The organism is Nocardia sp. NPDC057353, from assembly GCF_042667085.1.
In the GTDB taxonomy this organism is placed as follows: Bacteria; Actinomycetota; Actinomycetes; order Mycobacteriales; family Mycobacteriaceae; genus Nocardia.
In genome coordinates this window covers 31,877-57,410 of the sequence record NZ_JBHVAK010000048.1, presented here as the reverse complement: position 1 = coordinate 57,410, position 25,534 = coordinate 31,877, and the positions used below count along the sequence as shown (strand labels likewise).

General features: G+C 76.0%; 5 protein-coding genes and 2 pseudogenes. 2 read left to right on the top strand and 5 right to left on the bottom strand.

The window, feature by feature from the left end:
• Window positions 1-17: 17 nt before the first annotated feature.
• From ACFUUZ_RS23055 to ACFUUZ_RS23040, 4 genes and pseudogenes are all read right to left on the bottom strand, one after another.
• The gene (locus ACFUUZ_RS23055) at window positions 18-6,251 is read right to left on the bottom strand and encodes a type I polyketide synthase (protein WP_378699435.1); all 6,234 of its coding nucleotides are present in this window, start codon (window positions 6,249-6,251) and stop codon (window positions 18-20) included.
• Between the two features lie 3 nt (window positions 6,252-6,254).
• Window positions 6,255-14,573 (bottom strand): SDR family NAD(P)-dependent oxidoreductase, encoded by an 8,319-nt coding sequence (locus ACFUUZ_RS23050; RefSeq protein WP_378699441.1) that lies wholly within the window; start codon window positions 14,571-14,573, stop codon window positions 6,255-6,257.
• Window positions 14,574-14,619: 46 nt separating this feature from the next.
• Window positions 14,620-19,455: pseudogene (locus tag ACFUUZ_RS23045) on the bottom strand (type I polyketide synthase); the annotation flags it as partial.
• A 447-nt stretch (window positions 19,456-19,902) separates the two neighbouring features.
• Window positions 19,903-22,380, bottom strand: a pseudogene (locus tag ACFUUZ_RS23040) (type I polyketide synthase); the annotation flags it as partial.
• 371 nt (window positions 22,381-22,751) lie between these two features.
• Between ACFUUZ_RS23040 and ACFUUZ_RS23035 the strand changes: the two are divergent.
• Both ACFUUZ_RS23035 and ACFUUZ_RS23030 read left to right on the top strand, forming a co-directional pair.
• Entirely contained in the window at window positions 22,752-23,630 is an 879-nt protein-coding gene (locus ACFUUZ_RS23035) for a LysR family transcriptional regulator (RefSeq protein ID WP_378699439.1), read from the top strand.
• The gene (locus tag ACFUUZ_RS23030) at window positions 23,627-24,082 is read left to right on the top strand and encodes a cupin domain-containing protein (RefSeq protein ID WP_378699433.1); all 456 of its coding nucleotides are present in this window, start codon (window positions 23,627-23,629) and stop codon (window positions 24,080-24,082) included. Before ACFUUZ_RS23035 ends, ACFUUZ_RS23030 begins: the two co-directional genes overlap by 4 nt.
• A gap of 1 nt (window position 24,083) precedes the next feature.
• On the opposite strand, the gene ACFUUZ_RS23025 is transcribed toward ACFUUZ_RS23030, so the two are convergent.
• A complete protein-coding gene (locus tag ACFUUZ_RS23025; protein ID WP_378699431.1) occupies window positions 24,084-25,115 on the bottom strand; it encodes an alpha/beta hydrolase in 1,032 nt (343 codons plus the stop codon).
• Between the last annotated feature and the right edge of the window lie 419 nt (window positions 25,116-25,534).

The window sequence follows — 25,534 nt, the reverse complement described above, 5'->3', positions numbered from 1 at the left end:
CCCCCCTTCGGCGTTCCTCAGGACTCCAGCTGCCGCAGCCACTCCCGCACGGCGGCGGCGGTGGTGGGGCCGTGCTCCTCCAGTGCGGTGAAGTGGTCGCCGGGGATGTCGGCGGTCCCGTGCGGCACCGGCCAGTAGGCGCGCCAGTCCCGTTCGCCGCCGACGGTGGTGCCCGGCAGCGCGTTCTCGGCGCGCAGCAGGTGGATCGGGGTCGCGATCGGCCCGGGGCGCCAATCGGCGAAGATGCGGTTGTAGCTGCCCATGGTGGTGAGCCGGTCGTCCTGCACCGCGAGGTCGAAGCGGTCGACCCGCTCCAGCATGCCGCCGATCATCGAGCCGACCCACCACTCCATGCCCGGCTGGGCGGCGGCGTCGATCGGGTAGCTGTCCACCAGCAGCAGGCCCCGCGGCCGCACCCCCTCCGCCTCCAGGGCGGCGGCGACCGCGTGCGCGGCACAGCCGCCCATGGAGCGGCCGAGCACCACGAACGGGCGGTCCGGCGGGAGCGCGGCGCGCAGCCCGTCGACGCCGAGTCGGACCAGGGTCTCGATGGAGTCCGGCAGGTCGTCGCTGCCCGCGGTGAAGCCGGGCCACGGCACCACGACGAAGTCGCGCTCGCCGCGGAACTCCTGCGCCACCCGCGCGTACTCGTGCGGGCCGGAGATGGCGCTCAGCGCGGGGAACGCGACCACGGCGGTCGGGGCCGGGCCGGTGGCGAGCCGGACGGGCTCGACGGCGTGGCGGCCGCGCTCGGCCGCCGGGAAGGTGGCGCGGGCGTGCGAGGCCGCGATCAGCAGCTGGGCCGCCTCGGCGTGCTTGCCGCTCTCGTGGATGCGGCGGTGCAGTGCGGCCAGGCCGGTCGGCGCCGCCGGTGCCGGGGCGGCAGGCGTCTCGACCTGGCCGGCGAGGAAGGCGGCGATCGCCTCCGGGGTGGGGTGGTCGAAGGTGAGGGTCGCGGGCAGGCGCAGGCCGGTGGCGCGGCTCAGGCCGTTGCGCAGCTCGACCGCGCTGAGCGAGTCGAGGCCGAGTTCGACCAGGGCGCGCTCGGGGTCGATGGCGGCGGGGTCGGGGTGCGCCAGCGCGGTGCCGGTTTCGGAGCGGACCAGGTGGAGCAGGGCGCGGTGCCTGGCGTCGGGGTCGAGTCCGGCGAGTTCGTCGAGGACCGGGCGCCGGGTGACGCGGCGGGTGCCGGTGAGGGTGCGCAGTATCGGTGGCACGGCGTCGGTTTCGGCGCGCCTGGTGAGCGCTGCGGTGTCGAAGCGGGCGGCGACCACGACCGGGAGGTCGCCCGCGGTGGCGGCGTCGAAGAGCGCGGTGGCCAGGTCGGTGGGGAGCGCGCGGAGGCCGCCGCGGGCGATGCGGGCGCGGTCGGCGGGGGTCAGGTGGGCGGTGGTGCCGCCCGGCTGCTCCCACAGGCCCCAGGAGATCGCGGTCGCGGGCAGCCCTGCCGCGCGGCGGGCGGTGGCGATGGCGTCGAGCTCGGCGTTGGCCGCCGTGTAGGCGCTCTGGCCGGGCCCGCCGAGCAGGGCGGAGATCGAGGAGAAGAGGACGAAGCGGGTGAGCGTCCCGTGCTCCGCGGTGAGCTCGTGCAGGTGCCGGGCGCCCTCGGCCTTGGCGGCGCGCACGGTGGCGATGCGGTCCGGGGTGAGGTCGGCGAAGAGCGCGTCGTCGACCACGCCCGCGGCGTGCACCACCGCGGTGAGCGGGTGTGCGGGCGGGATGTCCGCGAGGGCGGCAGTGATGTCGCTCCGGTCCGCGAGGTCGGTGGCACGCACCCGGACGGTGGCGCCTGCGGCCTCCAGGTCGGCGATCAGCTCCGGTGCGCCCGGGGTGGTGGTGCCGCGGCGGCCGAGCAGCAGCAGGTGCCGCACGCCGTGCGCGGTGACCAGGTGCCTGGTGATCGCGGCGCCGACACCACCGAACGCGCCGGTGACGAGGACGGTGCCCTCCGGGTTCCAGGGCGCCGCGTCGGTGTCCGGTGCCCAGCGGTGCAGGCGCGGAACGAGGATGTCGCCGTCGCGGATGGTGGTCTGCGGGTCATCCGCGGTAGCCAATGTGGGGAGCGCCGCGAGGGCGGCGAGTGATTCATCGGTGCCGTCCAGGTCGGTGAGGATCAGGCGCCCGGGCTGTTCGGCCTGCAGGGAGCGGGCGAGTCCCCAGAGAGCGGCCGCGGCCGGTTCGATCGAAGCGGGGGCGGCCACCTGCGCGGCTGCGGCAGGCCGCGCCGTGGTGGCGATGGCGGCGCGGGTGGCGACGATGAGAGGGACGGATTCGAGTGCGGGCTCGGCGAGCCATTCGCGGAGAAGGGGGATGGCATCGTCGAGCGAGGTCGCGGTGAGGACGGCGGCGGTCGCCGTGCCGTGTTCGACGGCGGCGGCCGGGCCCGCGACCTCGTCGGCGCGGTGGCCGAGGGCGCGAAGCCGGGCGGCGGTCTCGCCCTCGCCCAGCACCAGGAAGTGTCCGGGTGCGGCGGGCGCGGGCGGGGCGGGCACCCAGACCGGCTCGTACAGGGCGTCGCGGAGTTCCGAACGCGCGGAGCGCAGCTGGGCGGCGGAGACGCGGCGGGCGACCAGGCTGTCGATGGTGAGGACCGGGGCGCCTGCGGGGTCGGTGGCGTGCAGCGCGACGGTGTCCGGGGCGATGTCGGCGATCCGGACGCGCAGGGCGGCGGCGCCGGTGCCGTGCACGCGGACCCCGTTCCAGGCGAACGGGAGCCGGTTCGCCCCGGGCGGGATGTCGGCGAGCGCGCGCAGCGCGGGCAGGTGCACGGCGGCGTCCAGCAGCGCGGGGTGCACGGCGAAGGCGGCCGCGCGGGCGCGCTCCGGCTCCGGGAGCTCCACCTCGACGAAGAGTTCGCCCGCGCGCTCCCAGGCCCGGCGCAGCCCCTGGAAGGCGGGGCCGTAGGCGAGCCCGGTGCCGAGCAGCTCCGGGTAGATACCGGTGACGTCGACCTCGGTGGCGTCGGCGGGCGGCCAGCTGCGCAGGTCGGGGAGCGGCTCGCCGGGCTCGGCGCCGAGCAGCGCGGTGGCGTGCCTGATCCACGCCCCGCCTGCCGGGCGGGAGTGGATCTGCACCTCGGCGCCGACCACGGTGACCTGCAGGTCGACCGGGTCGTCGCCGAGCACCAGCGGCGCCTCCACCAGCAGTTCGGCCACCCCGTCGACCCCGGTCTCGGTGCCTGCCCGCGCGGCGAGTTCGAGCAGCGCGGTGCCGGGCACGATAACGGTGCCGAGCACCGCGTGATCGGCGAGCCACGGGTGGCTGCGCAGCGACACCTGCCCGGTGAGCAGCACGCCGTCCCCGGTGGCGATGGCAACCGCGCCGGTGAGCAGCGGGTGGTCGATGCCGGGCACGGCCCCGCCCGCCCGACCCACCTCCGGCTCCGCCCAGAAGCGGGTGCGCTGGAAGGCGTAGGTGGGCAGCGGGATGCGCGGCCGCTCCGGGACCAGGGCGGTCCAGTCCACCGGGTGTCCCTGGGCGAAGGCGGTGGCCGCGGCGGTGAGCACGGTGCCGATCTCACCGCGGCCGCGGCGCAGGACCGGCGCGACGACGGTGTCGTCGGCGCGGAGCAGCGGGGCGAGGACGGCGTCGGCGCCGAGCTCGAGGACGGTCCCCGCGCCCTGTTCGCGCAGGGTGCGCACGACGTCGGCGAAGCGGACGGTGCCGCGCAGGTGCCGCACCCAGTAGCCGGGGCCCGCCAGGTCGGCGGCGGTGAGCACGGCGCCGGTCGAGTCCGAGACCAGGGCGGCCTCGGTGGGTTCGGTGAAGACCAGCTCGGCCACGACCTTCTCGAAGTCGGCGAGCACCGGCTCCATGAGCGGGGAGTGGAAGGCGTGCGAGACCCTGAGCCGCCTGCTGCGGCGGCCCCGCTCGGCCAGCTCAGCGGCGACGGCGAGCACCGGGACCTCGGCGCCGGAGAGCACGACCGCGCGCGGGCCGTTCACCGCGGCGACGGCGACCTCGGCGCGGTCCGGGTGCCGGTCGATGGCGGGCAGCACCTCGTCCTCGGTGGCCTCGACGGCGACCATGGCGCCGCCGGGCGGCAGCTCACCCATGAGCCTGCCGCGGGCGGCGACCAGGCGGGCGGCGTCGGCCAGGGAGAGCGCGCCGGAGACGTGCGCGGCCACGATGCCGCCGATGGAGTGGCCCGCGACGGTGTGGAAGCGCAGGCCCCACGCGCGGAGCAGGCGGTACAGCGCGGTCTCGACCGCGAAGATCACGGCCTGGGTGTAGACCGTCGAGTCGATCAGCCCCTCGGTGCCGGGGGCGCCGAAGGCGACGTCCCGTACCGAGTGCTCGGCGACCGGGGCCAGGTAGCGGTCGAGCAGGGCGACGGTCTCGTCGAAGGAGGCGCGGAACTCCGGGAAGCGTTCGTAGAGCTCGCGGCCCGCGCCCGCGCGCTGGCTGCCCTGTCCGGCGAAGACGGCGGCCAGGCCGCTGCCCGCACGCGATGCCGAGGTGATCGCGCCGGGCGCGGGGCGGTCTTCCGCTATCGCGGTGAGCCCGGCTACCAGCGTTTCCCGGTCGCCGGCCAGGACCACGGCCCTGGTGTCGAGCTCGACCCGGTGCCGGAGCAGGGTGGACGCGATGTCGTCCAGGTCGGCGCCCGTGGCGGCGAACTCGGCCAGCCGGGCGGCCTGGGCGGCCAGCCCCACCCGCCCGACCCCGGACAGCACGAAGGGGATTTCCATGGCCGGAGCGCCGTCGGTGGTCGTGGATGCGGGGTCCGCGGTGCTGGGTACGACAGCGGGCGTCGTGCCGGCGTCCCGCTGTCCGACAGCTGCTGCTGCCGCAGCGTCGACCGCAGCGCGCGCACCGCCGACCGCGGCAGGCGTGGCAGGCGCGGATGCGGCTGCCGTGTCGGACACTGACGGAGCCTGTTCCAGGACGACGTGCGCATTCGTGCCGGAGACGCCGAAGGCGGAGATGCCGGCGCGGCGTGGGCGGCCGCTCTCCGGCCAGGGACGCGCCTCGGTGAGCAGCGCGAGGTGCCCCGAGTCCCAGTCGACGAGCGGGGACGGCGCGTCCAGGTGCAGCGAGGCGGGCAGCCACCCGTGCCGCAGCGCCTGCACCAGCTTGACCACCCCGGCGACGCCTGCGGCGGCCTGCGCGTGCCCGATGTTGGACTTGAGCGATCCCAGGTACAGCGGCTCACCCCCGTCGCGCGAGCCGTAGGTGGCGAGCAGCGCCTGCGCCTCGATCGGGTCGCCGAGCACGGTGCCGGTGCCGTGCGCCTCCACCGCGTCCACCTCGCCGACGCCGAGCCCGGCATCGCCGAGCGCCGCCAGGATCACCCGCTGCTGCGCGGGCCCGTTGGGCGCGGTGAGCCCGTTGGACGCCCCGTCCTGGTTCACCGCGCTCCCCCTGATCACCGCGAGCACCGGGTGCCCGAGCCGCTGCGCGTCCGAGAGCCGTTCCAGTAGCACGGTTCCGACCCCTTCGGCCCAGCCGGTGCCGTCCGCGCCCGCGGCGAAGGCCTTGCACCGGCCGTCGGGGGCGAGCCCGCGCTGCCGGGAGAACTCGGTGAACCCGATCGGCGTCGCCATCACCGACGCCCCGCCCGCCACCGCGAGGTCGACCTCGCCGGAGCGCAGCGCCCGCACCGCCAGGTGCACCGCGACCAGCGAGGACGAGCAGGCGGTGTCCACGGTGACCGCGGGCCCCTCGAAGCCGAAGGTGTAGGCGATCCGCCCGGAGACCACGCTGCCCAGGTTGTTGATCGCCAGGTACCCCTCCAGCTCCTCCGGGATCGGGTCCAGCCGGGAGCCGTAGTCGTGCCCGGCCAGCCCGGCGTAGACACCGGTCCGGCTGCCGCCGAACGCGTGCGGGTCCAGCCCGGCGCGCTCGAACGCCTCCCAGGTGGTGCGGAGCAGCAGCCGCTGCTGCGGGTCCATGGCGAGCGCCTCGCGGTGCGAGATGCCGAAGAAGTCCGGGTCGAATTCGGCGACCCCGGTGAGGAAACCGCCGTGCCTGGTGTAGGAGGTGCCGGGGCGGTCGGGGTCGGGGTCGTAGAGCGCGGCCAGGTCCCAGCCGCGGTCGGCCGGGAACTCGCCGACGGCGTCGCCGCCCGCGGTCACCAGCTCCCACAGCTGCTCCGGCGTCTCGATGCCGCCGGGCAGCAGGCAGGCGGTGCCGACGATCGCGATCGGCTCCCGCGATCGGGCCTGCAGGTCGTCGAGGCGCTGCTGCAGCTTCTGCTCCTTGGCGATGGAGCGCTTGAGGTAATCGCGGAGTTTGGCTTCGGTTGCCATGCGTCAGGTCCTGTCTACCAGGTCGAACAGTTCGTCGTCGGTGGCCGAGTCGAGGTCGGCGGCGGCCGGGCCGCTGTCGCCGTCGAGCCGGTCCGCGAGGCTGCGCAGCCGCTCCGCGACCGCACCCGCCTCGCCGTTCACCGTGGTCAGCGCGGTTTCGAGGAGGCGAAGCGCGGATTCGGCGTCGCGCGGCTCCGGTTCCCCGCCGTCCGGCAGGGCGGCGACCACGAATTCGGCGACCGCCTCCGGGGAGGGGTGGTCGAAGATGAGCGTGGCGGGCAGCGCCAGCCCGGTGGCGGCGCGCAGCCGGTTGCGCAGGTCGACCGCGGTGAGCGAGTCCAGGCCGAGGTCGCGGAAGGCGCGGGAGACCGCGACCGCGTCCCCGCTGGGGTGTTTGAGGACGGCGGCGGTCTCGTCCCGGACCAGGGTGAGGACGGCGGCGCGGCGGGCCGGGGTGTCCAGCCCGGTGAAGCGGTCGAGGACGATCGGGGCCGCCGGTTCGGCCGCGGCGGCGCGCGGGGCGTGCTCGTCCCTGCGGGCACCGGAGCGGTCGGCGTCGATCCAGTAGCGGGTGCGCTGGAAGGCGTAGGTGGGCAGCTCGGTCCGCGCGCCGGGTGGGATGCCCCAGTCCACCGCGATGCCCCTGGTGTGCGCGGCGGCCAGCGCGGTGGTGAAGCGGGCCAGGCCGCCGTCGTCGCGGCGCAGGGTGCCGACGACCGCGGCGGCGGGGGCGCCCGCCGCCTCCAGGGTCTCCTCGATGGTGGCGGTGAGCACCGGGTGCGGGCCGATCTCCACGAATGCCCGGTACCCCGCCTCGACCAGGGCGCGGGTGGCCTCCTCGAAGCGGACCGTGCCGCGCAGGTTGTCGAACCAGTGCTCGCCGGTGAGCGCGGTGCCGTCGACCCAGTCGGCGGTGACCGTGGAGAGCAGCGGGATCGCCGACTCCACCGGCCGCACCGGGGCCAGCGCGGTGCCGAGCTCGGCGCGCAGCGCGTCCATGGTCGGCGAGTGCGAGGCGTAGTCGACGGCGACCCTGCGGTTGCGGATGCCGTCGGCGTCCAGCCGGGCCAGGATCTGCTCGACGGCGGCGATCTCGCCGGAGAGCACCACCGAGGTGGGTGAGTTGACCACGGCGAGCGCGACCCGGTCCGCCCACGGCTCGATGAGCTCGGCCGCCGCGGCGGCGGGGAGCTGCACCGCGGCCATGGCGCCGGGGCCCGCGCTCGCGGCGATGGCGCGGCTGCGCAGCGCGACCACGCGGGCGCCGTCCGCCACCGAGAGCGCGCCCGCCACCACGGCGGCGGCGATCTCGCCCTGCGAGTGCCCGACCACGGCGTCCGGCTCGACGCCGTGCGCGCGCCACAGCGCGGCGAGCGCCACCATGACCGCCCACAGCGCGGGCTGCACCACGTCGACCCGCTCGGCGTCGATCTCGGCGGTGCCGAGCAGCACCGGCAGTGGCTCCCAGTCCACGAGCGGGGCCAGCGCCTCGGCGCACTCGGTGAGCCGGGCGGCGAAGACCGGGGCGGTGGCGTGCAGCTCCCGGGCCATGCCGCGCCACTGGCCGCCCTGGCCGGGGAAGACGAAGACGGTGCGCCCGGCCACGTCGGCGCTGCCGCGCGCGGCGTGCTCGGGCAGGGCGCCGCCGCCCGCCAGCGCCTCCAGCCCGGCGCGCAGCGCCGCGTCGTCGCCGACCAGCACCGCGCGCTCGGTCAGCGCGGCCCTGCCGTGCAGGAGGGTGCGCGCCACGTCGGCGGGGTCGAGGTCGGGCCGCGAGCGCAGGTAGGTCGCGAGCGCGACCGCCTGCCCGCGCAGCGCCGCCGGGGTGTGCGCGGACAGCACCCAGGGCAGCGGCCGTCCGCCGAGGTCGGCGGCGACCGGGTCCGGCGTGCGGGGCGGCTCCTCGATGATGACGTGCGCGTTGGTACCGCTCACCCCGAAGGAGGAGATGCCCGCGCGGCGCGGGCGGTCGCCCGGCTCCCACGGGACGGGGTCGGTGAGCAGCCGGACACCCCCGCCCGACCAGTCGACGTGCGGCGTCGGCGCGTCGACGTGCAGGGTGCGCGGCAGGGTCCGGTTCCGCAGCGCCAGGATCATCTTGGCGATCCCGGCGCCGCCCGCCGCCGCCTGGGTGTGCCCGACATTGGACTTGAGCGAGCCGAGCCAGAGCGGCCGCCCCGGATCGCGGTCGGCGCCGTAGGTGGCGATCACCGCCTGCGCCTCGATCGGGTCGCCGAGCACGGTGCCGGTGCCGTGCGCCTCGACGGCGTCCACGTCGGCGGCGGTGAGCCCGGCATTGGCCAGCGCCTGCCGGATCACCCGCTGCTGGGCGGGGCCGTTGGGCGCGGTGAGCCCGCTGGAGGCGCCGTCCTGGTTCACCGCGGAGCCGCGGACCAGCGCGAGCACCCGGTGCCCGGCACGGCGGGCGTCGGAGAGCCGCTCCAGCACCAGGATGCTCACCCCCTCGGCCCAGCCGGTGCCGTCCGCGGCCGCGGCGAAGGCCTTGCACCGCCCGTCCGGGGCGAGCGCGCGCTGCCGGGAGAACTCGACGAAGGTGGCCGGGCTCGCCATCACCGCAACCCCGCCCGCCAGCGCCAGGTCGCTCTCCCCCGAGCGCAGCGACTGCGCCGCCAGGTGCAGCGCGACCAGCGAGGACGAGCAGGCGGTGTCGACGCTGATGGCGGGCCCCTCGAACCCGAAGGTGTAGGCGATGCGGCCGCTGGCGATGCTGCCCGCGCTGCCGTTCACCAGGTACCCCTCCAGGTCGGCGGGCGCGTCCTGGAGGTGCGGCGCGTAGTCGTGGTACATGGTGCCCGCGAAGACGCCGGTGCGGCTGCCGCGCAGCGAGGTCGGGTCGATGCCCGCCCGCTCCAGCGCCTCCCACGAGGTCTCCAGCAGCAGCCGCTGCTGCGGGTCGGTGGCGAGCGCCTCGCGCGGCGCCATGCCGAAGGCGGCGGCGTCGAAATCGGCGGCGTCGGTGAGGAAGCCGCCGTGCCTGGTGTAGGAGGTGCCTGCGGTGGCCGGGTCGGCGTCGAAGAGCGCGGCCAGGTCCCAGCCGCGGTCGTCGGGGAACTCGCCGACCGCGTCGCCGCCGGATTCCAGCAGCCGCCACAGCGCCTCCGGGCTCGCGATGCCGCCCGGCAGCCGCAGCGCGACCCCGACGATGGCGATCGGGTCGTCGGTGGCGCCGCGCTGCGCGGCCACCGCCCGTTCCGCGCTGCTGCCGCCGAGCAACTCGTCCAGGAAGGCGGCGATGGCGTCCGGGGTGGGGTGGTCGAAGGTGAGCGTCGCCGGGAGCTTCAGCCCGGTGGCGGCGGCCAGCCGGTTGCGCAGCTCGACGGCGGTGAGCGAGTCGATGCCGAGCTCGGTCAGGCCGCGGTCGCCGCGGATGCCCGCCGGGTCCGGGTGGTCCAGCGCGGCCGCGGCCTCCCGGCGGACCAGCTCCAGCAGGGCCGGGCGGCGGTCCACCGCGGTCAGGGCCGCCAACTCCGATTCCTGCTGTGCCGTAGCCGCTCTGGCCCTCGTCCGCCGGACCAGTGCGCGCAGGACCGGTGTGTCCGCGGGGCCCGGAAGGGCGAGCGGGGCCGGGACCAGCAGGGCGCGGTCCCGGTGGAAGACGGCGGCGTCGAAGAGCGCGAGCCCCTCGCCGGTCGCCAGCGCGCGGACGCCCTGGCGGGCCAGCCGGGCCCGGTCGGCGGCGGTGAGGTGCGCGGTGACGCCGGTGGTCTCGGCCCACAGCCCCCACGCGAGCGAAGTGGCGGGCAGGCCGTCGGCGCGGCGGCGGGCGGCCAGCGCGTCGAGCCCGGTGTTGGCGGCGGCGTAGGCGGCCTGGCCCGCGGTGCCGAGGATCCCCGCGACCGAGGAGTAGAGGACGAAGGCGGCGAGGTCGTGGCCGCGGGTGAGGTCGTCCAGGTGCTCGGCGGCGGTGAGCTTGGGGGCGAGCACCGCGGCCAGCCGCTCCGGGGTGACCGCGGCCAGGACGCCGTCGTCCACGATGCCCGCGGTGTGGATGACCGCGGTGAGCGGGTGCTCCGGGGCGACCGCGGCGAGCAGCCCGGTGACGGCCTCCCGGTCGGACACGTCGGCCGCGACCACGAGGACCGTCGCCCCGGCGGCGCGCAGCTCGGCCGCGAGCTCGGCGGCGCCCGGCGCGGCCGTTCCGCGCCTGCCCGCCAGCAGCAGGTGGCGGACGCCGCGCGCGGTGACCAGGTGCCTGGCCAGGGCGGCGCCGAGCCCGCCGGTGCCGCCGGTGATCAGGACGGTGCCGTCCGGGTTCCAGTCCCGGCCTGCGGCGGCGGTGGAGCGGGTCAGGCGGGGCAGGTAAGCGGTGCCCGCACGCAGCGCGAGCTGGGGTTCGCCGTTCAGAGCGGCGGCGACGGCGTGGTTCAGCACCGCGGCCGAGGCGGGGGTGTCGTCGGTGTCGAGGACGACGACCGCGCCGGGCTGCTCCGTCTGCGCGGTGCGGGCCAGCCCCCAGATCGGGGCGGCGGCGAGGTCGGGGCGGTCGCCGTCGAGGACGCCGACGGCGGTGTGCGTGAGCACGATCAGCGGGTGGTCCTGCTCGGCCTGCCGCAGTGCCTCGAGGGTCTCCGGCAGTGCCGCGTCGAGGATGCGGTGCCCGACCGGGGTGACCGCGGGCAGCGGGTGCTCGATCCAGCCGACCTCGTACAGGTCCTCGACGGCGCCAGGAGCGGTGGTGGCGGCGCGCAGGGTGAGCGAGTCGACGGTGAGCACCCGGCGGCCGGCGGGGTCGGTGGCGGTCAGCGCGGTCAGCCCGTCCGGTGCGGCGGTGAAGGTGACGCGCAGCGCGGTGGCGCCGCTCGCGTGCACCCGGATGCCGTTCCAGGCGAACGGGATGCGCGGGGCGGTGAAGTCGCCGGTGAGCAGCGCGACCGGGTGCAGGGCGGCGTCGAAGAGCGCCGGGTGCACGGTGTAGCCGCCCGGTTCGCCGTCCGGCAGGGTGATCTCGGCGAAGATCGTGTCGGCGCGCTGCCACACCGCGGTGAGGCCGCGGAAGAGCGGGCCGTACTCCAGGCCCGCGGCGAGCAGCCGGGCGTACACCTCGGCCGGGTCGAGCGCGGCGGCACCGGCGGGCGGCCAGGATTCGGAGCCGAGCGCGGCGGGCGCGGACGGGCCCGCGATCCGGGACTCCGCCGTTGGCAGGCCTGCGGGTGCCGACGATCCGTTCACATCACCGACGGCGGCAGCGGATTCGACGGTTCGCCCGGCATCGCGCAGGGTTCCGGTGGCGTGCCTGGTCCACGGGACCTCGGGCCGGTCGGCGGGGCGCGAGTGGATCTCGACGCTGAACTCGTCACCGGTGCGCCGGGCCTGCACCTGCAGCTCCACCGCGTGCTCCGGCCGCAGCACCAGCGGCGCCTCGATGACCAGCTCGTCCACGGTGTCGGCGCCGACGGTGTCGGCGAGGTGCACCGCGAGCTCCACCAGCGCGGTGCCCGGCACGAACACCGCGCCCGCCACCACGTGCTCGGCCAGCCAGGGATGGCTGCGCAGCGAGACCTGCCCGCTCCCGACCGCGCCCTGACCGTCCGCGAGCGCGACGACCGCGCCGAGCAGCGGATGCCCGCCCGCACCGCGCTGCCCGGATTCCACGGTGGCCCAGAATCGTTCGCTGCGGAAGGCGTAGGTGGGCAGCGGGGTGCGCGGCGCCTCGGGCACCACCGCGGCCCAGTCCACGGCGTGACCGTGCGCGAAGACCGTCGCCGCCGCGCCGAGCACGGTGCCGACCTCGTTCCTGCCCTTGCGCACGGTCGCCACCGCGGCGACGTCGTCCGGGAGCGTGGCCGCGATCAGCGGGGTCAGCACCGCACCGGCGCCGACCTCGACGAAGACCCCGGCCCCGGCCGCACGCGCGGTGCGCACGGCGTCCGCGAACCGGACGGTGCCGCGCAAGTGCCCGGTCCAGTAGGCCGGGTCGGCGAGCTCGGCCGCGGTGACCACCGCGCCGGTGGCGTCCGAGACCAGCACCGGCCCGGTCGGCTCGGCGATGGTCAGCCCCGCCACCACCGCCGCGAATTCGGGCAGCACGGGATCCATGAGCGGCGAGTGGAACGCGTGCGAGACGGCCAGGCGGCGGGTCCGCCTGCCCGCCCCGGTCAGCTCCGCGGCCAGCGCGAGCACCGGCTCCTCGGCACCGGAGAGCACCACCGCGCGCGGTCCGTTCACCGCGGCCACCGCCACCGACGCGGTGTCGCTCCCCGTGCCTGCCAACAGCTCCCGGACCTCGTCCTCGGCCGCCTCGACCGCCACCATGGCCCCGCCTGCGGGCAGCGCGCCCATGAGCCGGGCCCGTGCCGCGACCAGCCGGGCGGCATCCGGCAGCGGCAGCGCCCCCGCGACGTGCGCGGCGACGATGCCGCCGATGGAATGCCCGGCCACCACCCCGATCTCGATGCCCCACGACTCCAGCAGCCGGTAGAGCGCGGTCTCCACCGCGAAGATCACCGGCTGGGTGTACTCGGTGGCGTCGATCAGCCCCTCGGTCCCGGCGGCGCCGAAGGCGACGTCGCGGATCGGGTGCGGAGCGGCCGACTCGGCGTCCAGCAGCGCGGCGGCCGCGTCGAAGGCCGCGCGGAACGCCGGAAACCGCTGGTACAGCTCGGCACCGGCGCCGGCGCGCTGGCTACCCTGCCCGCCGAAGACCACCGCCACCGAACCCGTACCCGGCTGCTCCGGCCCGGTGATCACGCTCGCGGCCGCGGTCCCGCCTGCGACCGCGGCCAGTCCGGCCCGCAGCCCGCCGTGCTCGGCGGCGAGCACGACGGCGCGCGTTCCGAACCGCACCCGGTCCCGGACCAGCGCGGACGCCACCGAGCCGAGCGGAACGGCGTCGTCGGTGTGCGCGGCGAGCCGCGCCGCCTGCCCGCGCAGCGCCGCTGGCGTCGTGGCCGAGAGCACGAACGGCGTGACCCCGGCGAGCGGAACCGGCTCCGCCGCCCTGGTCTCCGGCGCCTGCTCGAGCACGACGTGCGCATTGGTCCCGGAGACCCCGAAGGCCGAGACCGCGGCGCGGCGCGGCCGTCCGGTCACCGGCCATTCCCTGGCCGCGGTGAGCAGCCCGACCCGCCCGGATTCCCAGTCCACCAGCGGCGACGGCTCGTCCACGTGCAGCGTCGGCGGCAGCACGCCGTGCCGCAGCGCCAGCACCGCCTTGATCACCCCGGCGACCCCGGCGGCGGCCTGGGTGTGGCCGATATTGGACTTCACCGACCCCAGCCACACCGGCGTCTCCCGGTCCCGGCCGTAGGTGGCCAGCAGCGCCTGGGCCTCGATGGGGTCGCCGAGCGCGGTGCCGGTGCCGTGCGCCTCGATCAGGTCGACATCGCCGGTCGCCAGCCCGGCGTCGGCGAGCGCGGCGCGGATCACCCGCTGCTGGGCGGGGCCGTTCGGCGCGGTGAGGCCGTTGGAGGCGCCGTCCTGGTTGACCGCGGAGCCACGCAGCACGGCCAGCACCTCGTGGCCGAGCCGCTGCGCGTCGGAGAGCCGCTCCACCAGCAGCACCCCGACGCCCTCGGCCCAGCCGGTGCCGTCGGCGTCCGCCGCGAAGGCCTTGCACCGCCCGTCCACCGCGAGCCCGCGCTGCCGGGAGAACTCCACGAAGATGTCCGGCGCGGCGAGCACGGTGGCGCCGCCCGCCACCGCGAAGTCGATCTCGCCCGCGCGCAGCGCCCGCACCGCCAGGTGCAGCGCGACCAGCGACGACGAGCAGGCGGTGTCGACGGTGAGCGCGGGCCCCTCGAAGCCGAAGGTGTAGGCGATCCGGCCGGAGAGCACGCTGGCCGCGGTCCCGGTCACCAGGTACCCCTCCACGGCGGCGGGGACCGGGCCTGGTCCGGTGACGTAGCTCTGGCCGTTGGTCCCGGTGTAGACGCCGGTGCGGCTGCCGCGCAGCGCGCGCGGGTCGATTCCGGCCCGTTCGAACGCCTCCCAGGTGGTGTGCAGGAGCAGCCGCTGCTGCGGGTCCATGGCGAGCGCTTCGCGGCGGGAGATGCCGAAGAAGTCCGGGTCGAAGCCCGCGGCGTCGGCCAGGAAGCCGCCGCGGGTGGTGTAGGTGGTTCCGGTGTGCGCGGGGTCGGGGTGGTAGAGCGCGGCGGTGTCCCAGCCGCGGTCGGTCGGGAAGTCGCGCAGCGCGTCCCTGCCCGCGGCGAGCAGCTCCCAGAACTGCTCGGGGGTGTCGGCGCCGGGCAGCCGCAGCCCGGTCGCCACGATGGCGATGGGTTCGCGGGCGGCGTCGGTGACCTCGCGCAGTTCCTCGCGGGTCTTGTAGAGTTCCGCGCTCACCCGCCGGAGCAGGTGCCGCATCTTGTCGTCGGAGGCGACGTCGTTCACAGCGTGACCTTTCGGGGGTTCAGGAGATGCCGAGTTCGGAGCCGATGAAATCGATGAGGTCGTCGTCGGAGGCGCTCGCCAGGGCGGCGGTCCGGTCGGTGGCCGGTGCTGCGGCCTCGGTGAGCCCGCGCAGCCGGTCGAGCGCGGTGGCGCGGGCGGTGCCCCGGAGCGCGTCGCCTGCCAGCAGCTCCCCGATCCGGTCCAGGTCGGCGAGCACGGTGTCGAGCAGCGGCGGCGGGGCCGGGGCGAGGCGCTGCACGAGCAGGTCGGTGAGCGCGGCGACGGTGGGGTGGTCGAAGACCAGGGTGGCGGGCAGGTCGAGCCCGGTGGCGGTGCTCAGCCGGTTGCGCAGCTCGACCGAGGTGAGCGAGGTGAAGCCCTGGTCGCGCAGGCCGCGGTCGTCGTCGACGGCGGTGGTGCCGGTGTGGCCGAGTGCGGCGGCGACCTCGGTGCGCACGAGGTGTGCGAGGTGCCTGCGGGTTTCGGCGGGGTCGAGCTCCGCGAGCAGGTCGGGGAGGTTCGGGGGTGCGGTGTGCTCCGGCTCCGGGCGGAGTTCGGCGAGCAGGCCGGGCCTGGCGTCGGCGGCGGGCCAGTCGATGTCGGCGACGATCAGCCGCGGTGCGGTGTCCGCGACCGCGCGTTCCATGGCGTCCAGCGCGGTCTCCGGGTTCATCGGGCGCAGGCCGTTGCGGCGGAGTTGTGCGGCCGCGGCGGCGCCCGCGATGCCGTCGCCGTCCCAGTGGCCCCAGGCGATGGCGGTGGCGGGGAGGCCGAGGGCACGGCGGTGCTCGGCGAGCGCGTCGAGCACGGCATTGCCCGGCGCGTAGTTGCCCTGTCCAGGGCCCGCGACGGTGCCGGTGATCGAGGAGAACAGGACGAACGAGTGCAGCGGCAGGTGCCGGGTGAGGTCGTGCAGGTGCAGCGCGCCCGCGACCTTGACCCGGTGCACCCGGTCGATCCGCTCCCGGTCCAGCCCGGTGACGAGCGCGTCGTCGAGGACGGCGGCGGTGTGCACGACGTCGGTGAGCGGGCGGTCGGGCGGGATGGCGGCCAGCACGGCGGCCAGGGCAGCGCGGTCGCCGATGTCGCAGGCCACGACGGTGGCGCCGAGTTCGGCGGCCAGCTCGGCGGCGCCGGGGGCCTCGAGGCCGCGGCGGCTGAGCAGCAGCAGGTCGGTGCTGCCGTTGGCGGCGAGGCGGCGCGCGACGTGGGCGCCGAGCGCGCCGGTGCCGCCGGTGATCAAGACGGTGCCGGTGGGGCGCCACGGTGTGGGCGGGCCCGCGAGGGTCGGCACGATGCGGCGGGTGCGGGTGGCGTGTTCGGTGATCGCGAGGTCGGGTTCCGGCGCGGCGAGTGCGGACACGGCCCGGGGGGCGTGGGCGGGGTCGGCGGGGAGCTGGAGAGTTCCCGGGGACGAACCGGTTTCGATGGCGAGGACGTCGAGGAAGGCGCGGTGCCAGGCTGCCACCGGGGTGTGCACGGGGTCGGGGGTCAGGACGCGCAGGGTGTCCGGGCGCGGTACCGCGCGGGCCAGCGCGACGTGGTCGGCGAGCGGGATGTCCGGGGAGAGCGGAAGGAGGGAGACGACCCGGTCCGGGTCGAACGCCATTTCCGTAGCGAGCCGGTGTCCCGGCGTCGCCCCGGCACCGGTTCGGCCGGTGGCGGCGGCGAACTCCGGCACGACACCCGGTTCGAGCCGCAGGGTGCGCACGGTGACGCCGTGCGTCGTGAGCGCGGCGGTGAGCGCGGCCGCCCACGGGTCGGCGGCGCCGTCGGCGGGGACGGCCAGCAACCAGGTGCCGCGCGGGACGGCGGCGGGGTCGGGGACGTCGCGCCACTCGACCCGGTAGGTCCAGGAGTCGACGGCACCGGCCTGCGCGCGCCGGGACCGCCAGGTGTCGAGGGCGGGCAGCAGCGCGGCCAGCGGCTCGGCGCCGATGCCGATGGCGGTGCCGAGCGCGGCGCTGTCGCGCTCGCGGACCCGCTCCCAGAACCAGCGGTCGGCGGCGGGCTCGGTGCCCTCCGGCTCCTCGATCCAGTAGCGGGAGCGCTGGAAGGCGTAGGTGGGCAGCGTGACCCGCGGCGCGGGTGGCACGACGGCCGCCCAGTCGACCGGGTGCCCGGCGGTGAAGGCCGTGGCGGCGGCGGCGAGCAGGGCGCGCACCTCGTCCCGGCCCGCGCGCAGCGTTCCGACCACGACCGCGGTGTCCACGGTCTGCAGGACCTGCGGGGTGAGCACCGGTTCGGCGCCGAGCTCGAGGAAGATCCGGGCCCCGGCGTCGTGCGCGGCGCGCACGGCGTCGGCGAAGCGGACGGTGCCGCGCAGGTGCCGCACCCAGTAGCTGGGGTCGGCGAGTTCGGCGGGGTCGATGATCGCCCCGGTGCTGTCGGAGACGAGGGTGCGGTCGGCGCCGCGGAAGGTCAGCCCGGCCACCACCTGCTCGAACTCGGCGAGCACCGGGTTCATGCGGGCGGAGTGGAAGGCGTGCGAGACGGTCAGCCGCTTGGTGCGGTGGCCCGCCGCCCGCAACGCCGCCGCGAGCTCGAGCACGGCGTCCTCGTCGCCGGAGAGCACGACGGCACGCGGCCCGTTCACCGCCGCGAGCGAGTACTCGCCGCGCGCCACCGCGGCGACCTCCCGCTCGGTCGCCTCGACGGCGACCATGGCGCCGCCGCGCGGGAGGGCGCCCATGAGCCGCCCGCGCGCCGCGACCAAGCGGGCGGCGTCCGGCAGGGCGAGCACCCCGGCCACGTGCGCGGCGACCACCCCGCCGATGGAGTGCCCGGCCACGAACTCCGGCTCGAGACCCCAGGATTCGAGCAGCCGGAAAAGCGCGGTCTGCACGGCGAAGATCACCGGCTGGGTGTATTCGGTGTCGTCGATGGGGCCGTCAGCGCCGAAGGCGACCGCACGGATCGGGTGGGCGAGCGTGCCCGCCCGGTCCACGGCGTCGGCGGCGGCGTCGAAGGCGCTGCGGAAGGCCGGGAAGTGGTCGTACAGGTCGCGGCCCGCGCCCGCGCGCTGGCTGCCCTGGCCGCTGAACAGGACGGCGAGCCCACCGCTCACCGGGGCTCCGGTGACGATGCCGGGGGTGGGCTCGCCCGCCCCGAAGGCGGCGAGCGATTCGAGGTCGAACGCCACCGCGCGGGTGTCGAAGACGGTCCGCTGTCGGACCAGGGCGGAGGCGATCGCCCCCGGCTCCGCGGTACTCGCCGCCAGCTTGCCCGCCTGGCCGCGCAGCGCCGCCTCGGACTTGGCCGACAGCACGAACGGCACATGGTCGACTCCGTCCGCAAGCGGCGCGGCACCGCCGCGCGCCGGGACCGGGGGCGCCTCCTCGATGACGACGTGCGCATTCGTCCCGCTGATCCCGAAGGACGAGATGCCCGCGCGGCGCGGCCGCTCCCCCGCTTCCCACGGCTGCTCGGTGGTCAGCAGCCGCACCGCGCCGGACTCCCAGTCCACGTGCGGGGACGGCGCGTCGACGTGCAGCGTGGCGGGGAGCAACCCGTTCCGCAGGGCCAGCACCATCTTGGTCACCCCGACGGCGCCCGCCGCCGCCTGGCTGTGCCCGATGTTCGACTTCACCGACCCCAGCCACACCGGCCGCTCCCGATCCCGGCCGTAGGTGGCGAGCAGCGCCCCCGCCTCGATCGGGTCACCGAGCGCGGTGCCGGTCCCGTGCGCCTCGACGGCGTCCACCGCGCTCGCGGCGAGGCCGGCATCGGCGAGCGCCGCGCGGATCACCCGCTGCTGCGCGGTCCCGCTGGGCGCGGTGAGGCCGTTGGAGGCGCCGTCGTGGTTGACGGCGGTACCGCGGACGACGGCGAGCACCTCGTGGCCGCGCCGCCGAGCGTCGGAGAGCCGTTCGACCAGCAACAGGCTCACCGCCTCCGCCCAGCCGGTCCCGTCGGCGGCGGCCGCGAACGCCTTGCACCTGCCGTCCGCGGCCAGCCCGCGCTGCCGGGAGAACTCGGTGAACATGCCCGGGTTGGCCATGACCGTCACCCCGCCCGCGACCGCGAGATCCGCCTCCCCCGCGCGCAGCGCCCGCACCGCCAGGTGCAGCGCGACCAGCGATGACGAGCAGGCGGTGTCGACGGTGAGCGCGGGCCCCTCCAGCCCGAAGGTGTAGGCGACGCGCCCGGAGAGCACACTCGGCGACACCCCGGTCAGCCCGAACCCCTCCGCGGCCCCCGGCATCCGGTGCAGCCGCGGGCCGTACTCCTGCGGGGTCGCACCCAGGTAGACGGCGGTCCGCGAGCCCGCCAGCGTGGCCGGGACGATGCCCGCCCGCTCGAAGAGCTCCCAGGCGGCCTCGAGCACCAGCCGCTGCTGCGGGTCCATGGCGGTGGCCTCGCGCGGCGAGATGCCGAAGAAGGCGGCGTCGAAGTCGCCCGCGGCGCGGAGGAAGCCGCCCCGGCGGGCGTAGCCCGCGCCGGGGCGCTCGCCCGCCGGGCCGTACAGGTCGGCGGGGTCCCAGCCGCGGTCGCGGGGGAAGTCGGTGACGGCGTCGCCGCCCGCGGTCAGCAGGGACCAGAGCTGCTCCGGGGTGTCGAGGCCGCCCGGGTAGCGGCCGCTCACCGCGACGATCGCGAGCGGCTCCGCGGGGTCGGCGGTCGCGGTCCGCTCCGGTTCGGCGTGCGCGCCCGCGAGGTGCGCGGCCAGCGCGGCCGGGGTGGGGTGGTCGTAGACGGCGGTGGGGTCGACCCTGGTGCCGAGTGCGCGGGTGAGCGCGGTGGCGAGCTCGGTGGCGCCGAGCGAGTCCAGGCCGAGTTCGCGGTAGGTGCGGCGGGGGTCGATGCGGGCGGGGTCGGTGTGGCCGAGTACCGCGGCGGTGGTGGCGCGGACCAGGGTCGTGGGGTCGGGGACCGAGGTCGGGAACGCGGCACGTCCGGATGCGGGGACGGAAACGCGGCTGTCCAGGGCATCGTCCGCACCTGGCTCGCTGGGTTCGTGGAGCGCAGCGGGTCGACCGAGCGAATCGGCGATCGCACCGGACAGATCGGGCACGCCGATCGAATCGAGCGGACGGGTGATCGCAGCGGGCGCGGCGAGCGCGCCCGCGTCCGGACCGTCCGCCGCGGCCGGAAGGAAGGTGTCGAGCCAGTACCGCTCGCGCTGAAAGGCATACGTCGGCAGCGAGATCGGCCCGGCCGGGGGAACCACGGCCGCCCAGTCCACCGCGTGACCGTGCGCGAATACCGTCGCGGCGGCGGTGAGCACCGAACGCGCCTCGTCCCGCCCGCGCCGCAGCGTCCCGACCGCCACCGGTAACCCGGCCGCCTGCGGCGTCAGCACCGGCGCGGCCCCGACCTCGATGAACACCTCCGCCCCGAGCGCACGCAGCGTGCGGATCGCCTCGGCGAACCGGACGGTGCCGCGCAGGTGCGCCACCCAGTACGCCGGGTCGGAGACATCCGTGAGCACCGCCCCGGTCGAATCCGACACCAGCACCGGCCCGGTCGGCGCCCGGAACCGGAGCCCGGCGACCACCTCCGCGAACTCGCTCAGAATCGGCTCCATGGCCGCGGAGTGGAAGGCGTGCGACACCGCGAGCCGCTTGGTCCTGCTCCCCACGGCGGCCAGCCGCCCGGCCACCGCGGCCACGGCCTCCTCCGCCCCGGAGAGCACCACCGCCCGCTCGGCGTTCACCGCGGCGATCGACACCCCCTCGACCAGTACCGCCCTGACCTCGGCCTCGGTCGCCTCGACCGCCACCATGGCCCCGCCGCGCGGCAGCGAACCCATGAGCCGCGCCCGCGCCGCCACCAGCCGCGCGGCGTCGCCGAGCGACAGCGCCCCCGCCACGTGCGCGGCCACGATCCCGCCGATCGAGTGCCCCGCGACCGCGGCGATCCCGATCCCCCAGGATTCCAGCAGCCGGTACAGCGCCGTCTCGACGGCGAAGACGACCGGCTGGGTGTACTCGGTGTCGTCGATCGGCCCGTCCGCGCCGAAGGCCACGTCGCGGATGGCATGCTCGGCGTCCAGCTCCCGATCCAGCAGCGTGGCCGCCTCGTCGAAGGCGGCCCGGAACACCGGGAACCGCGCGTACAGCTCGGCGCCCGCCCCGGCCCGCTGGCTGCCCTGCCCGCCGAACAGCACCGCCACCGAGCCGTCCACCAGCGTGCCGGTGACGACCCCGGGACCGCCCGCGTTCGCCGCCAGCGCGGTCAACCCGCCCCGCAGCTCGGCGGGGTCGGCGGCGAGCACCACCGCGCGCGCGTCGAGCACCGCCCGGTCCCGCACCAGCGCGGAGGCGATGTCGGCCGGCTCGGCCCCGGCCGCGAACTCCGCCAGCCGCGCGGCCTGTGCGGGCAGTGCCGCGGCCGACGCCGCCGTCACGACGAACGGGATCACCCCCCGGACGCCCTCCGCCCGCTGCTCGGCGCGTCCGGGCAGCTCCGCAGCCAACCGCTCGGCACAGCTCGGCCTGCCACCGCGCCGCCAGGCGTGCTCGCTCTCGGGGCCTCCTCCGCCACCTCGATGTCCCCCGCCGGACGACTCCGCCCCGCGCACCGGAACCACGCTGGGAGCCGACTCCACGACCACGTGCACGTTCGTCCCGCCCATGCCGAACGAACTCACCCCCGCCACGGCGGGTCCGGAAACATCCGGCCACGGCTCGGTCGCCGTCACCACGCGCAGCGCGGTCGGATCCACCGCCGGATGCGCCCTGGAGTGCCCCAGGGTCGCCGGAATCTCCCGATTCCGCACCACCAGGATCGCTTTCAGCAACCCCGCCAATCCTGCGGCACCTTCCAGGTGCCCGATATTCGGCTTCACCGACCCCACCGCGACCGGCCCGGCCGCCCCGAAGACCGCGGCGATGGCCGCCGCCTCGACCGGATCCCCGACCGGCGTCCCGGTCCCGTGCAGCTCGACGTACCGCACCTCGTCCGGTCGCACCCCGGCCCTGGCGTGCGCGCGCCGGATCACCGCCGCCTGCGCCTCCGGCACCGGAACGGTCAGCGCCGTCGCGGCACCGTCGTGCGCGACGGCGGTCGAACGGATCACCGCGTGTACCCGACGCCGCTCGGCCACCGCGCGTTCCAGCGGCTCGAGCAGCAGCACCACCCCGCCCTCGCCGCGCACGTAGCCGTCGCCGTCCGCGTCGAGGACGGTCGCGCGCCCGCTCGGCGAGACCCCGCCGAAGCGCTCGGCGGCCAGCGCCCCGGCCGCGGTCAGGTTCAGGTTCACCGCGCCGACGAACGCCGCCGACACCTCCCCGCAGGCGATGCTCGCGCACGCGGCGTGCACCGCCGTCAGCCCGGACGACTGCGCGGAGTCGACGGCCAGGCTGGCCCCCCGCAGGCCGAGGACGTGCGAGATCCGGTTGGCCAGCACGCCCCGGTTCAGCCCGGTCAGCGTGTGCCTGGTGACGGCGCCGTCCCCGGCCTGCTGGGTCAGCGCGGCGTAGTCGCTCGCGATGGCGCCGACGAAGACCCCGGTCTCGGTATCGCGCAGCCCGGTCACCGGGATGCGCGCGTCTTCGGTTGCCTCCCAGGCGAGTTCGAGCAGCAGCCGCTGCTGCGGGTCCATGGCGGCGGCCGCGCGCGGGGCGATGCCGAAGAGCCCGGCATCGAAGCGGTCGACCTCGTCCAGGAAGCCGCCGGTCAGCCCCGCGATCCCGGGATCGGCGGCCGCGCGCCGCCGGGACGGGCGCCCGATGGAATTCGCCGCGGCGCGCAGGAGTTCCCAGAAACGGTCGGGGTCATCGGCGCCCGGCAGCCTGCAGGCCACACCGACGACCGCGATCGGACGAAAATCAGCCACCTGAATTGTCTCCCTCTGATCCGGGGGAATTGCGGTCGATTCGACCGGCACTTTTCGCAAGTGTGCGGTGCAGAGAAAGTGCGGGCAACCTGGTATGAGCTGCCTCACAGCACAGCATAATCCGCTGAAAAGTGCTGCTGTGCAGCCTTTTCGGTGACCAACGATCGGAACCGCCGATACCCGCGGATATGGAACTCCGATCGAACGGAATTACGATCGCGTCCGGATGAAATACGCCCGGCAACTCTCGTAACAATAGACGACAGATCCGGGATCCCTTGTGATCGTGACGATTCAAAGGGTGCGCAACACGCGGAAAATGTAGTTCGATTACCGCCCAGGGATTCTCGACGAGGGGTGAAGTGACGGTTATGGCGGACCCGCTGGATCTGGTGCATCTCCGAACACTGGTCGCGATCGCCGACACCGGCGGTTTCCGGCGGGCGGCCGACGCGCTGCACCTGAGCCAGCCGACGGTCAGCCAGCACGTGCGGTTGCTGGAGCGCAGGCTGAAGCGCAGGCTGGTGCAGAAGGAGGGGCGCGGCTCCCGATTCACCACCGACGGCGAGCGTTTCGTCGGCGAGGCCCGCACCCTGCTGGCCGCGCACGACCGGCTGCTCGACCGCTTCGTCCCGGCCGACCCGGGCCGGATCACCATCGGCTCCACCGAGCACGCGGGCGACGGGCTGCTGCCGGAGCTGCTCGGCGTGCTGCGCGCCGCGTACCCCGATGTCTACCTGCGGTTCCGCATCGACCGCTCGACCAGCCTGACCGAGTCGGTGACCAAGGGCGCGCTCGACCTGGCGGTGGTGCTCGGCGGTAGCAGCGAGCCGACCGGTGCCGAGGTGGGCGAGCTGGCGCTGCGCTGGGTGGCGGCGCCGGGCTGGCAGGCCGCGGCGAGTGGCGGGCAGATCCCGCTGGTGGCCTTCGAGGAGCCGTGCGGGCTGCGCAGGCGCGCGGTGCACCGGCTGGCCGAGCAGGGCTACAGCGTCAGCGTGACGGCCGAGTCCGGCACGCTCGACGGGGTGCTCGCCGCCGCGCAGGCCGGGCTCGGCGTCGCGCTGCTCCCCTTCCACGGCGCGGTGCCGCACGGGCTGGCCGAGGTGGCCGGGTTCCCGGCCATGGGCACCATCGACGTCCGGTTGGTCACCCGCCGCGGTCTCGGCCCCGATATCGAGCTCACCGCGATCGAGACCATCACCGCGCACTACCGCTCGATCACCGGCCGCAGGCTGCGGGGCGCGGCGTGAGCGACTGGCGGGACGACGGCGTGCGGGTGATCAGGGGCGATCAGCTCGACCCGAACACCGCGCAGACACCGGGGATGGACCGGGCGGCGGCGATCACCGCCGCCCGGGTCGGTGCGGCGAAGATCTGGGCCGGGACGGTGGTGATCCACCCCGACGCCAAGACCGGCGCGCACCACCACGGCGAGCTGGAGAGCGTGATCTTCGTGCTGCGCGGGCGGGCCAGGATGCGCTGGGGCGAGCGGCTGGAGTTCGTGGCCGAGGCCGAGCCGGGTGACTTCATCTTCGTGCCGCCGTTCGTGCCGCACCAGGAGATCAACGCCGACACCGAGGAGCCGCTGGAGTGCGTGCTGGTGCGCAGCGGCGGCGAGGCGGTGGTGGTGAACCTGGACATCGAGCCGGTGGAGAAGCCGGACACGGTGCACTGGGTCGACCCCATCCACCGCCACCCCTGACCTACTCCGGCACGCCGAGCCCGCGCGCCAGCACCGGCCACGACGCCTTCAGCGCCTCCTGCCAGTAGCCCCAGGAGTGCGTGCCGGTGGGCTGGAAGTCGTAGGTGGCGGGGATGCCGAGCCCGTCCAGCCGCTGCCGCAGGTTCTGCGTGCAGACGTTCACCGCGGCCTCGATGACGCCGCCGAGCACCAGCTGGTTCAGGTAGCCGCGCGGGCCCGGCTGCATGTGCGCGCCGTTGAAGACGTCGTGGTGCCCGGGCACGCCGGTGCCGGTGGAGACGAACAGCTCGAGCCCGCGCAGCCGGTCGGCGTGCACGTACGGGTCGTTGGCGGCCCAGGCGGGGTCGCCGGGCGGGCCGTACATGTTGGCGGTGTCGCCGCCGCCCCAGGTCTCCACCGCGAGCTTCACGAACTCCTGCCCGAGCGGGTCGCTGATCTGCGCGCAGCCACTGTAGGCGGCGACCGCCCGGTAGAGCCCGGGCGCGGCGATCGGCAGCTGCAGCACCGAGGTGCCCGAGGTGGAGAGCCCGGCGATGGCATTGGCGCCGGTGGTGGCGAACTCGGCGTCGACGAGCGGGGGCAGCTCCTCGGTGAGGAAGGTCTTCCAGCGGTTGAGCCCGAGCTTCGGGTCGGGGGCGCGCCAGTCGGTGTAGTAGCTCCAGCGGCCGCCGACCGGTTGCACCACGTAGACGTCCTTGGTGGCGAGGAAGCCGGAGACGACGTCGGTCTGGCGCTGCCAGGTGGCCGAGTCCTGGCCGCCACCACCGCCGTTGAGCAGGTAGAGCACCGGGTGGGGTGCGCCGGTGTCGGCCGGGCGCAGCACGTCGACCATGATGTCCCGGCCCATGGCGGCCGAGTACACGCGCAGCTGCACGGTGCGGTCGTCGACGGCCCAGCGGCCGGTGATCGCGGGAGCCTCCGGTGCGGCGTTCGCGGGCGCGGGCAGCCCGGTGCTCAACGCGGCGGCGATGGCCGCCACCGCGAGGGCGCGCAGGCCGCGGGCGGTGCGGCGGGGTCGGCTCGGGCCTGGCATGGGCGGTTCCGTTTCTCTTCGGGCTCCCGGTGCTGTCCGGAGCCCACCGGGCCGGGCGGCCCGGTGGGTCCGGTACCCGCGTGCTGCGGCCGGGGCGGTCGGCGGGGTCGTGCGTTCCCGGCCCGGCCGCACGGGTGCGGGCGCATCCGCCGGGCGGATCGGGGAGCCGGTCGGCCCGCCCGGGGATGCGGGCTGACGCTACGACCCTGGCCACCCGGTTCCGCGCCGCTTCCGGGGTTCCTGGACGACTCACGAATGCCGGTTCCGCGGTCCGGTGACCGACCACAGCACCGGCCGCGAACAGCGCGAATCGGGGTCACGTGGCGTTCCACCAACCGGCGCGGCGGGTTTCGGTGACATCTCCAGACAATGCCGGGCGATGCCCGCCGCCCGGAGAGCCGGATTGATCATGTGGGGAT